Annotated in this window: 8 protein-coding genes and 1 other annotated feature (1 of these 9 running past the window's edge); of the genes, 5 read left to right on the top strand and 3 right to left on the bottom strand. The window is 29.5% G+C overall.

Annotated features, from left to right (window positions below; translation table 11 throughout):
* Window positions 1-25 (top strand) — a binding site (T-box leader); it begins 236 nt to the left of the window's first position.
* Window positions 26-176: 151 nt separating this feature from the next.
* Window positions 177-1370 (top strand): tyrosine--tRNA ligase, encoded by a 1194-nt coding sequence (gene tyrS, locus P8F83_RS17905; protein ID WP_326512131.1) that lies wholly within the window; start codon window positions 177-179, stop codon window positions 1368-1370.
* A gap of 260 nt (window positions 1371-1630) precedes the next feature.
* Here tyrS and P8F83_RS17900 read toward each other — a convergent pair whose 3' ends face one another.
* Together P8F83_RS17900 and P8F83_RS17895 are read right to left on the bottom strand one after the other, a co-directional pair.
* On the bottom strand, window positions 1631-2107 hold the full coding sequence (locus P8F83_RS17900; protein WP_326512130.1) for a Dps family protein: 477 nt from the start codon (window positions 2105-2107) through the stop codon (window positions 1631-1633).
* 177 nt (window positions 2108-2284) lie between these two features.
* Entirely contained in the window at window positions 2285-2710 is a 426-nt protein-coding gene (locus tag P8F83_RS17895) for a Fur family transcriptional regulator (protein ID WP_326512129.1), read from the bottom strand.
* Window positions 2711-2888: 178 nt separating this feature from the next.
* On the opposite strand from P8F83_RS17895, the gene P8F83_RS17890 reads away from it, so the two are divergent.
* Together P8F83_RS17890 and P8F83_RS17885 are read left to right on the top strand one after the other, a co-directional pair.
* Window positions 2889-3443 carry a rubrerythrin family protein gene (locus tag P8F83_RS17890; protein WP_238904314.1) on the top strand — a complete coding sequence of 185 codons (555 nt, stop codon included), beginning with the start codon at window positions 2889-2891 and terminating at the stop codon, window positions 3441-3443.
* A 141-nt stretch (window positions 3444-3584) separates the two neighbouring features.
* Window positions 3585-4541, top strand: a complete 957-nt coding sequence (locus tag P8F83_RS17885; protein WP_326512128.1) for a metallophosphoesterase family protein — start codon at window positions 3585-3587, stop codon at window positions 4539-4541.
* Between the two features lie 63 nt (window positions 4542-4604).
* Here P8F83_RS17885 and rsgA read toward each other — a convergent pair whose 3' ends face one another.
* Window positions 4605-5672, bottom strand: coding sequence for a ribosome small subunit-dependent GTPase A (gene rsgA, locus P8F83_RS17880; protein WP_326512127.1), 1068 nt, complete (start codon window positions 5670-5672; stop codon window positions 4605-4607).
* A gap of 363 nt (window positions 5673-6035) precedes the next feature.
* Here rsgA and P8F83_RS17875 point away from each other — a divergent pair, with 363 nt between their 5' ends.
* Both P8F83_RS17875 and sigI read left to right on the top strand, forming a co-directional pair.
* A complete protein-coding gene (locus P8F83_RS17875) occupies window positions 6036-11651 on the top strand; it encodes a SpaA isopeptide-forming pilin-related protein (RefSeq protein ID WP_326512126.1) in 5616 nt (1871 codons plus the stop codon).
* Between the two features lie 203 nt (window positions 11652-11854).
* Complete coding sequence (sigI, locus tag P8F83_RS17870) at window positions 11855-12556, top strand: RNA polymerase sigma-I factor (protein WP_326512125.1); 702 nt, start codon at window positions 11855-11857, stop codon at window positions 12554-12556.

Here is a 12556-nt window from a genome sequence, read left to right as displayed (position 1 = left end):
CGGGATTATTACTCTCGTCCTTTTTATAAGGACGGGAGTTTTTTTGCGCAAAAAAACTGCATACTTAATTATCTAATTAAATAATTAGGTAATTAGGAACGTAGATACTTAGATAAATAGGTAATTAAGTAATTATCTATGTATGAATATATATTAGTTTAAAGGAGGAAATTTAAATGAAAAGCATTGAAGAACAACTAAAAATAATTATGAAAGGAGTAGATGAGGTTGTAGGTAAAGATGAACTTAAGGAAAAACTTGAAACAGGAAAAGCCTTAACTGTAAAACTAGGATTAGATCCTAGTGCACCAGATATTCATCTAGGTCATACCGTAGTATTAAGAAAAATAAAACAACTTCAAGATTTAGGTCATAAGGCAGTGATAATTATTGGAGATTTTACTGGAATGATAGGAGATCCTACTGGAAAATCAAAAACAAGAAAACAGCTTACAAAAGAGCAGGTAATAGAAAATGCTAAAACCTATGAAAAACAGATTTTTAAAGTACTTGATAAAAGTAAAACAGAGCTTAGATTCAACAGTGAGTGGTTATCAAAGTTAAATTTTGAAGATGTAATTAAATTAGCGGCAACCACAACTGTAGCAAGAATGCTTGAAAGGGAGGATTTTAAGAAAAGATATACTCAATACGAACCAATTGGTATTCACGAATTTTTTTACCCATTAATGCAGGCTTATGATTCTGTAGAAATTAAGGCAGACATTGAACTTGGAGGCACAGATCAGAGGTTTAACCTTCTTATGGGGAGAACTTTGCAAAAAGAATATAAACAGGACTCTCAAACAACTATATTTATGCCTTTATTAGAAGGTTTAGATGGAATTGAGAAGATGAGTAAGAGTCTTGGTAATTATATAGGAATAGATGAGCCTAGTAAAGTAATGTATGAAAAAGCAATGTCTATACCAGACGAACTAATAATTAAGTACTACGAATTAGTAACGGATGTACATCCAGATGATATACAGTTAATAAAAAAGTCTTTAGATGATGGTGAAAATCCAAGAAATATAAAAATGAAGTTATCAAAAGAAATTGTAAAACTTTATCATGGAGAAGAAGAGGCTAAGGAAGCAGAAGAAAGATTTATTGAAATTTTTCAAAAAGGCAATATTCCTAATGATATTTTAACTGTAAAAGCAACTTCAAGTGAGTTTGATTTAATGAAGATATTAACTGAACATTCTTTAGTTCAAAGCAAAAAGGAAGTTAGAAGACTTATAGAACAAGGTGGAATAAAAATAAATGATACTAGAATCTTAGAACTAGAAAATATTAAATTAGTTGAAGAAATGATTATACAAATAGGAAAAAAGAAATTTATAAAAATTATAATTGAGGATTAGAATATGTACCAGTATTAAAACTCCATGAGCTTAGAAATTAGGCTTATGGAGTTTTTTATATAAATGAAAAAGCTCCCTCTAAGGAGCTAGTTGAATACACATAAAACCAAACCATGATATAAAAGCCAAGGTTATATAGAAATTTTCATTAAGATAAATATTTTTTAAACTCACCACAATCACCTCATTAGAAATTGTGGACAAGTATTTAGAAATTTATACCTAAAAACAAATAAAGGAAGTAAAAAACTTCCTTTAAATTATTTAGCTTTATATGCGCTTATCATCCATAAAGCTTTTTCGTAATTTGATATAAATCCAGCTACAAGATCTATAGTTCCTTGATCTTTAGCATCTTCAGCTAAAGTAAGTATTTTTCTTGAATGTTCGACCATTGAAGTAAAATCTTCTTGAAGTATATTAATTGATTCATCTCCAGAGATTCCCTTGCTATCTAATTCTTTAATAGTTGCTAAACCTAAATATTCTTTTAAAGAAGCAGCCGGTCTAAAACCTAATATCAATATTCTTTCTGCAACAGCATCTAAATCCTCTGATATTCCATTATAGAATTCTTCGAATTTTGCATGTAATTGGAAGAAAGCAGGTCCTTCAACATTCCAGTGAAGATTGTGTATTTTTGTATATAATGTATTTAAATTTGCTAAATAAACATTAAGTTCCTTTACTACATTTTCTAACGATTTTTTTTCTAAACCTATAAAATTTTTACTCATAAATAATCCCTCCAAATAATAAATAAATTTTATAATCATTTAAACTTTGCAATGATTACAATATTATAATAACATTATCGATAAGTCTTGTCAATAATGATTATTAAGAAATTATAAATAAAAAGCACTGTAAAATTTTAATTTTACAGTGCTTAACATACCCTAAAAGAAATAAGATTATTCTTTATTTAAATCCCCGCATTTTTTACAAATACCTTTAAAGTTAAAGTATTGTTCTTTTATTGTAAAACCTTCTAAATCCTTAATTGCAAGATTGTTAAAATCAATATCTATATCATATACTTCATTACAGTTCTCACACTTGAAATGACCATGAACATTAGGATTAAATAAATCATAGCGAACTTCATTATCTTCTACAGTAATTACTTCAGCTATTTTTTTCTCCACAAATAAATTAAGAGTATTGTAAACTGTAGTTTTTGATAAAGTGGGAATCTCTTTCACTAAGTTTTCATATATCTGTATCACATTTGGATGGTTTTTATTTGCATAAAGGTATTCAAGTATTCTTTTTCTTTGATAAGAAGGACTTATTCCATTATCTCTTAAGTATTTTTCAACATTGTCTATGTTAATCATATATAAAACCTCCTTCAGAGTTATAAACGTTACAATTTTATATTTATTATAATATTATCAGATTTTATGAAGTATGTGAATGGGGATAAACTTATATTACTAGAATATTTAGGTATAATATCCTTCATAAGGTACATAATATAGGGGAGTAATGATTATTTGAGAGGATGTGTTTACAATGGCATTAAAAAATGCGATGACAGCAGATTTTTTACGTTCAGCTTACGGTGGAGAAAGTATGGCTCATATGAGATATCTAATTTGGGGTGATGCAGCTGAAAAGGATGGATATCCTAACATAGCAAGACTATTTAAGGCTGTAGCTTATGCTGAATGGGCTCATGCAAAAAACCATTTTAATGTACTTAAGAATCAAGTTGGAGATAATACTGTAGCAGCAGGAGCTGTATTTGGAGAAACTAATATAGTAGATAATCTTCAAGGGGCTATAGATGGAGAGCTTCATGAAGTTGAACAAATGTATCCAGTATATCTTGAGACAGCCAAATTTCAAGATGAAAAAGATGCTCAAAGGGCATTTCATTATGCTTTAGAAGCAGAAAAAATCCATGCTGACTTATTTCAAAAAGCTCAGGATAAAGCTAAACAAGGAAAAGATATTGAAGCAGATACTATATATATTTGTCCTGTTTGCGGCTTTACTGAAATAGGTGATAATGTTGAAAAATGCCCAGTTTGCGGAGTAAGTAAAGATAGATTTAAAGCATTCTAAAATTTATATATAAAACAAAAAAATTGTTAATACTTAAGAGTATTAGCAATTTTTTTTAAAATGAATAAAACATGACCATTTTACTAGGAATTATATGGTATAATTTATATAAGTTTAAATTGTTTTAGAGGTGATTTATATATGAAGAGATTTAGAGTGTTAATTATTATAGCTGTAATATTTGTTGTAGGAATTATTGCTAGCTTAGTTATTAAAAATCAAAATAGTCCTGTTAGTAAATATATAAAAACTGCTGAGATTCCAGATGTAGATCTTTCTTTTGGGGTTTTTGGAGATGTACATGAAAATGTAGATAGTTTCCAGAAGGCCATTAATGACATGTATACAATAAATCCTGCCATTAATGCACTTGTACTAAATGGAGATAGTGTGGACCAAGGGATTGAAAAACAATATGAATCAATGAAAAAGATAATAGATAAAAATAAGGATTTACTTCCTAATAAAATTATAAAAAATATAGGTAATCATGAGTTCTTTAACTATGATATAGAGGTTAACTCTAAAGAGCAAGTTCAATCATTTATTAATAGATATCTAGATTTTGCGGGAGAAGATAAGGTATATCATGATACTTGGGTAAATAACTATCATTTTATATCTTTAGGATCAGAAGATGGGAATTCCGAAACTTTAAATTCTGTAAAAGCTTATATTTCTTCAGAGCAGCAAAATTGGCTAAAAGAAAAATTGGAGGAGAAATATGAGAAGGGTAAGCCTATATTTGTATTTTTACATCAACACTTAAGTAATGGTAAAAATGGTGGATGGGTAGGTTCAGATCAAGCTGATGAGGTTAGACAGATATTAGATAAGTATCCTGAAGTTATTCTGTTTACTTCACATACTCATAGAGATTTAACTGAAAGTAGTGTAGTTTTAGATCAACCTTTCACAACTATTCATACTGGAGCAATTCATTACACAATAATTCCAGATGAAAATAGTGAAGGTGGAAGAAGAAATGAACCTTATATTAAAGGCTTATATGTAGAAGTTAAAGGAAATAAGGTTACAGTTAAAGGTAGAGATTTTAAAGAAAAACAATGGATATTTAGTAAGGAAATTTCAAAATAATAACTTAATAATTTAAGTGGCTATTACAAAGCAATTTGTAATAGCCACTTTTTATCTTAATTTTTAAAATATATCTTTATTTTTTCTTTGAGATTTGTTAATCTTAATAAATTCTTTTTTCTTTTCCGATTTAAGAGATTTATTTATCTTAGATTCCATAAATAAAGCTTCTTTTTTTAATTTTTTATAACTATTAAAACGATCCAAGGATAAGGTGCCATTTTCTATAGCTTCTTTTACTGCGCAGCCGGGTTCAGTGTTATGATTACAATTTGAGAACTTACACTTATTAGAAAGTTCCTGAATATCAGAAAAGGAATCATCTATGCCATCCGAATTATCTAAAAGCTGAAGTTCCCTCATACCAGGTGTATCTATTACAGCCCCATTAAAAGGTAGAGGAATTAGTTCTCTATGAGTTGTTGTATGCCTTCCTTTATCATTAAATTCACTAATATTACTTACTAATTGCTTATCTTCCTCTAATAATTTATTTATTAAAGTTGATTTACCAACTCCAGAAGAACCTAAAAATGCTATTGTAGAACCATTTGTTATTATAGACTTCACCTTATCAATTCCTGCATCTTTAAGGGAACTTACTACTAGAACTTCTATACCAATTGCAGTATTATAAACCTCAGATAATTTATCGTCTAAGTCTTCACATAAATCTGCTTTAGTCAGAATAACTACTGGGGTAGCCCCACTATCCCAAGAAATGCTTATATATCTTTCTAATCTTCTTAAGTTAAAATCTCTATTTAAAGACATACAAATAAATATAGTATCTATATTTACTGCTATAATTTGCTCCTCAATAGTGTTTCCAGCAATTTTTCTAGAAAGTTTACTTTTCCTAGGAAGTATTTTATTTATAATTGCATCACCAGAAGAGCTATCATTTCTATCTAATACAACCCAATCGCCAACTGCTGGGTAACTTTCTCTTCCTTGAGAGCTATAAAGAAGTTTTCCAGGAACCTTTGCAATTAATGTATCTATGTCAGTAGCAACTTTATAAGATCCTTTATGCTCTGAGATGACTCTTCCTAAATAACCATCTTTATAAATTTCATAACTATTTAAAATTTCTTGATTTAAACCTATTTTTTCTAAATTATTATTCAACGCTGAATCCTCCAATTTAATTAAATTTGGGTATAAAAATACCCGAGAGTAGTTCAAACAAATTACTCTCGGGTAAATAGCGTTAAATAAAATGAATTCTAAGCGAATTTAACTCCGGAGTAATTGTTATTAAAAACCAATATTTCTGATATATATTTGCTCATATAACATCACTCCTTTCGTTTAATACCTAATAAGTATAGCATTTTATTTTAATATGCACAAGAAGGTAAATAGATTTTCCGTAGTTTTGATTAAATGAGAATTAATGTAATAAACCTTGTTGAGTAAACATAATATAGATTACCAAACTATGTAAATAGGGATTGCATAGTTAAGTTTATTTCAATAAGGAGTGGAAAAATGAGAAAAAGAAAATTTTCAGTGTTTACAGCTATACTTACATTGTTTATGCAGCTTGTTTTTATAATACAACCTGCTAGTGTTTTAGCCGAAACAGGAGAAGATATTACAGGTACATCTAAGTTTCAGATTACTAATGTAGAGATCAAAAAGGATAATAATGATACTGAATTAGGGGAAGATGTAAAAAAAGATTCAGCTATTTTTATTAAGTATAGCTGGATGATTCCTAATAGTGAGGATGTTAATCCAGGAGATTATTACACACTTCAATTGCCAAAAGAAATTAAAATTGTGGCCCCAATTAATAAAGAGATAAATGCAGCAGATGGAAAAGTAGCTGATATGAATATAAATACAAATGGATTGGTAAAGCTTACTTTTACTAATTTCGCCAATAATTATTCGAATGTAGCAGGTAACTTCTATGTAAACTGCCATTTTAAAGCCGATGAGATAGGAACTAATAATCCGGTTGAGATTATATTTAATATTCCAGGTAAATCTGAGCCAGTAAGAGTTAATATTGATTTTGAGCAACCAAATCCATCTATTCAAAAATCAGTTGAATATAATAAGGCTACTGATGAAATAACATGGAAGATAGTAGTTAACAAAGAGAATGTTAATGTTGCTGATGCTAGCATAGAGGATACTATAGAAGCAGGACAAAAGTTTATTTCAAATTCAGTAACAATAAATGGGCAGCCAGCAAGTAATACAAATTATAATTATGACGAAGCCACTAGAAAGTTCACCTATAATCTTGGAGATATAACTAAGCAACAAACCATAACATTTAAGACCAGCATACATGACGATTTAGCAACTAAGGATCAAGGAGATTACACGTATAGTAATAAAGCTACTTTAAATTATAAAGATGATGGTACCCCTAAGAGCGTAACTTCAAATAATGCATCGGTTACTGTTCCTATAAATTTAATTAAGAAGAGTGGAGAATATAAAGGAAATACCAATAAGAAAATAGACTGGACAATAACAGTAAATGAAAGTGGTAGAACAATTAATAATGCAACTATAAAAGATACTCTTCCTAAGGGATTAAAGCTAGTAGAAGGAAGTTTAAAAGTTAATGGAAATACTCTTCAGACTAACCAATATCAATATCAGTTTGTAGATTACCAAACAGACAGTATTCTTGATATTAATTTAGGAAATATAACTGACAAAAAGGTTATAACTTTTACAACTGATGTTGATATAAATGTTTATAATTCCAATAATCCAGTAGGATATAATAATAAGGCTGTTTTATCGGGAGAAGGAGTAAAAGAAGGAACGTCTTCAAATAATGGAGTAGGATTTACCCCTAATATTATTCAGAAAAATGGAGCAGGTTATGATGCAGCTACAGGAATAATTACTTGGCAGGTTATTGTAAATAGTAATGAAACAAATGTAGGAGCTGGAGCGGTAGTTACAGATAATATTGAAGCAAATCAGAGTTATTTAGAAGGTTCTGCCACTATAGATGATGGAAGTAATGGATCTTTTATTAACTTATCCAGTAGTCAAGTTGTATATAAGTTTAATAACGCTTTTAATAAAAAGTATGTAATAACATTTAAAACTCAAGTAATAAACCCTACTCATTATAGAGCAAACCATAGCGAGAATTATAAAAATATAGTTAATTTAACTGCACCTAATATAAATCAAAATACTACAGGGTATCAGAGGGTAGATAGCGAGATAATTAGAAAAGAAGGAGTAAGCTATAATTACGCTACAAGAGAAGTAACGTGGAAAATAGTTGTTAATAGAAATAAAATGCCAATAACTAATGCTGTTGTTACAGATGCAATTCCGAATGGACATGATTATGTGGCTGGTTCAGCTACGATAGATGATAGTACAGCAGGATTTTTTAATAGTGATAGTAATATAGAATCTACAAGAATATTAAAATATACTTTTAATGGCACTATAAATAAGACATATACAATAACATTTAAAACTAAGATTATAGATTTAAGCATATTTAATACTAGTGGAAATAGAACAGTAGAAAATACAGCAAGTATTACTGGAAATGAGATACCAACAAATGGAGATAATGATAGTAAAGGAAGTAAAACTATTAGCAATGAAATAGTTAGTAAGACCTCTAGTTATACTAATGGTAATGCTTATATTGATTGGACAGTAAAAAGTAATCCTAACTGGAATGTTCCTATGTCTGGAGCTACTATAACTGATATTTTACAAGATGGACTTTCACTAGATACAGATACAGTTGAACTATACAAAGCTTCTGTAAACTCTGATGGAACTCTTGTTCAAGGCGAGAAAGTAACCCTTACAGGAGAAAATGTAAAGTATGATATAAATACTAGGAAATTTGATTTTACATTTCCTCAAAATTCTGGGTCTGGAGCATTTATTCTTAAATTCAGAACTAATGTATCTAAAACAGGTAATTACACAAATACAGTTAATTTTAAAGCTACTGGAGTAAGTGATGAGGATGGAACTACTCAAAATGGAGTTTGGTTCTCAGATGGAGGAGGTAGTGCTACAGGCGATACAACAGGAATTAAGATTGTAAAAACAGATGCAGATTCCAAACCATTAAGTGGTGCAGTATTCCAACTTATAGATCAATATGGAAGTGTTAAAGCTATTTCAGAGCCAACGAAAGCTGATGGAGCTGTTTTGTTTGATAAACTTAAATATGAAAGAAACTATTCAATTAGAGAAATAACAGCGCCAACAGGATACACACTTAATAGTAATATATATACTTTCCAAATAAAAAATGGGTTAAATCAAGGAACATCTTATGATAGTGTTGATGGAGTGCTTAAGTTCTCAAGTAGTGACAATAGTAAAAAAGTAGTAACTTATAACTATAAAGATGAGATATTAAGAGGAAATATTCAACTTCACAAAGCAGGGATTGAAGAAGATATTGAGGGGGCAGTATTTCAACTTTATAAAGAAGATGGAATAACTCCAGTTAAGGATTCTGATGGTAATAATATAATTTCAACTAGTAAAAAAGATGGAATAGTATTATTCACTAATATACCTTATGGAAAATATAAGATCAAGGAAATATCTGTACCAGCACCATACAGCATCTATAAAGGTGATATATCTGTAGATTTAACAAGTTTAACCGCAAACGGACAAGTTATTTATGCTAATCCATACAATGTATATAATTCTAAAATTAAAGGCTCACTAAAAATAATTAAAACCGATGAAAATACTGGACAACCGATACAAGGAGTTAAGATAGCACTTTATGATAATGAAAAAGAACAAAAGGGAAACTCAAAGGTTACTGGAGAAGATGGATCAGTTCAATTTGATAATTTAGAATATGGAGATTATTATTATAAAGAAATTTCTGCACCTGATAATTACGTATTAGATGATAACTACCATGCATTTAAAATAGAATCAGATAGTACAGCTTTAGCTCCTCAACTGATTAATTTTACCAATAAAAAGGTAAAAGGAGATATAGAGTTTACAAAGGTTGGAGAAGATTCAGATAGCAGTAAACTTAAAGGAGCAGTATTTGGGCTTTATCAAAATGATGGAGTAACTCCAGTTAAAAGTTCTAATGAAGAAGCCATAACTTCAACTAGTGGAGATGATGGAAAAGTTCAATTTAAGAACATTGAATATGGTACCTATAAAATAATAGAAATAAATGCTCCAACAGGATATAAATTATCTACGGAAGTTTTAACAGCAGTTATAGGGAAAGATGATAACGGAAAAACTGTTAAACCTGAAAGTGGAGATAAAGTTAAAAACATTAAAATAAGAGGGAATATAGAATTTACAAAAAAGGGTGACTTGTTAGATAAAGAAGCTCTTAAAGGGGCTGAATTTACACTTTACGAGGAAGATGGCATTACGCCAGTTACAAACTTATTAGGTAATATAACCTCAACTAGCGATGAAAATGGTAAGGTAAGATTTAGTGGTATTAAGTATGGAAAATACAAAATAAAAGAGACAAAAGCACCAGAAGGATATAATTTATCTAAAGAAGTTCTTAGCGCAAATATAACAGAAGATGGTGTGACTGTTACTCCGACATTTGCTAGCGGAGTTGCTGCAAGCTCTCTTATAAACAAGATTATAACTGGAGGAATTGAAATCTCTAAAACAGATATCTCAACCTCAGCACCAGTGCCAGGAGCAACTATTGCTATCTATACAAAAGATGGTACAAAGGTAGTTGAAGCTGTAACAGGAGAAGACGGAAAAGTAGTATTTGAGAAATTAAACTACGGAGATTACTACTTCCTAGAAACAAACGCACCTGAAGGATATTTGCTAAATCCAGATAAGCATGAGTTTAGCATAAAAGAAGATGGAGCAATACTAAAAGCTAATCTAAGTAACACAATGATAACAGGAGGAATTGAAATCTCTAAAACAGATATCTCAACCTCAGCTCCAGTACCAGGAGCAACAATAACTATCTATACTAAAACTGGGGACAAGGTAGTTGAAGCTATAACTGGAGAAGATGGAAAGGTTAAGTTCGAAAAACTAAACTATGGAGATTACTACTTCGTAGAAACAAACGCCCCAGAAGGATATTTACTAAATACAGATAAGCATGAGTTTAGCATAAAAGAAGATGGAACTATATTAAAAGCTACATTAACTAATACAATGATAACTGGAGGAATTGAAATCTCAAAGACAGATATCTCAACATCAGCACCAGTACCAGGAGCAACTCTTACTATCTATACTAAAGATGGTACAAAGGTAGTTGAAGCAGTGACAGATAAAGACGGAAAGGTTAAATTCGAAAAACTAAACTATGGAGATTACTACTTCTTAGAAACAAAGGCACCAGAGGGATATTTACTAAATACAAATAAGCATGAGTTTAGTATTAGGGAAGATGGTGTAGTACTAAAAGCTACATTGACTAATACCATGATAACTGGAGGAATAGAAATATCTAAGAGCGATATCTCAACTTCAGCACCAGTACCAGGAGCAACTCTTACTATCTATACTAAAGATGGTACAAAGGTAGTTGAAGCTGTAACAGGAGAAGATGGAAAAGTTAAGTTTAAAAAACTAAACTACGGAGATTATTATTTCTTAGAAACAAATGCACCAGAAGGATATTTACTAAATCCAGATAAGCATGAATTTAGTATTAAGGAAGATGGTGCAGTACTAAAAGCTAATCTAAGTAACACTATGATAACTGGAGGAATAGAAATCTCAAAGACAGATATTTCAACTTCAGCACCAGTACCAGGAGCTACAATAACTATCTACACTAAAGATGGTAGAAAAGTGATTGAAGGAGTAACTGATAAAGATGGAAAAGTTAAGTTCGAAAAACTAAACTATGGAGAGTACTATTTTGTAGAAACAAATGCACCGGATGGATATGTATTGAATACAGATAAGCATGAATTCAGCATAAAAGAAGATGGTGTAATATTAAAAGATAGTATAACAAATACAAAGAAAGTTGTCATAGATCTTCCACAAACAGGTGGATTAATAAGTCTTACAACTTTAATATATATAGGGATTTTCTCTATAGTATTAGGATTTGTATTTATATTCATTAGGAAAAGAAAAATAAGCTAAAATAAAAGATTAAGATCTAGGAGTATTGTGTAGTTTAAGTTTTAAACTCATAATACTCCTTAATTGTTTATATTAACAGGTTAATTAAAATTATAAAAATCTATTCTAAGTTAAATAATAATAAAAAGTTTCCTTGTACCTTAAAAAATATATTCATTTTTTCGAATTATATATTTAAGTATATCTTTTAGGAGGATATTCACTTGATTAAAAGTATTAATAATAAAATAATAGACATTAAAAATAATAATGAAGATATAAACATATTTATTGAGCAGTATAGACCATTTATAATATCTGCAACCAGTAAAATACTTAAAAGATACATAGATTATCATAACGATGAAGAATATAGTATAGCATTAATGGCTTTCTCAGAGGCAATTCAGAGTTATAAAGTAGACAGGGGAGACTTCTTATCTTTTGCTCAAAGATTAATAAAGTTAAGATTAATTGATAATTATAGAAAACAGAATAGGCAAAAAGAAGCTAAGTTTAGAGGTTTAGAGGAATTAGAAGATGAGATTAAAGTTCAATATATAGATAAAGCTTCTTTAGAAAACTATAAGCAAGAAGGAATAGATTATTTAAGAAAATTAGAGATAGAACAATTTTCAAAGGAGTTATTAGAGTATGATATAAGCTTTGATGATTTAATTAAAGTGTCTCCTAAATGGAAGTCAACAAAAGTTTTATATAACGAATTGATTAAGGAATCTATTAAAAACCCTTTAGTTATGAACAGTTTTACTAGAAATAAAACATTAAATATTAGAGAGTTAGAAAAAGTTACGAATATACCCCGAAAAAAAATAGAAAGAGCGCGAAGATATATAGTAGCGGTATTAATAATACTTGTTGGAGATTATGAATACTTAAGAGATTATATAAGTTTGGAGGAATGA

Origin of the sequence: Clostridium intestinale, from assembly GCF_035905475.1 — a bacterium.
Lineage (GTDB): Bacteria > Bacillota > Clostridia > Clostridiales > Clostridiaceae > Clostridium_T > Clostridium_T intestinale.
The sequence above is the reverse complement of the archived record's forward strand: the minus strand, read 5'-3'. Positions and strand labels throughout refer to the sequence as shown.

Excerpts from the sequence above, each read along its gene's own strand:
- tyrS (WP_326512131.1), top strand. The coding sequence starts at position 177 with ATGAAAAGCATTGAAGAACAACTAAAAATAATTATGAAAGGAGTAGAT.
- P8F83_RS17900 (WP_326512130.1), bottom strand. The coding sequence starts at position 2,107 with ATGAGTAAAAATTTTATAGGTTTAGAAAAAAAATCGTTAGAAAATGTA.
- P8F83_RS17895 (WP_326512129.1), bottom strand. The coding sequence starts at position 2,710 with ATGATTAACATAGACAATGTTGAAAAATACTTAAGAGATAATGGAATA.
- P8F83_RS17890 (WP_238904314.1), top strand. The coding sequence starts at position 2,889 with ATGGCATTAAAAAATGCGATGACAGCAGATTTTTTACGTTCAGCTTAC.
- P8F83_RS17885 (WP_326512128.1), top strand. The coding sequence starts at position 3,585 with ATGAAGAGATTTAGAGTGTTAATTATTATAGCTGTAATATTTGTTGTA.
- P8F83_RS17875 (WP_326512126.1), top strand. The coding sequence starts at position 6,036 with ATGAGAAAAAGAAAATTTTCAGTGTTTACAGCTATACTTACATTGTTT.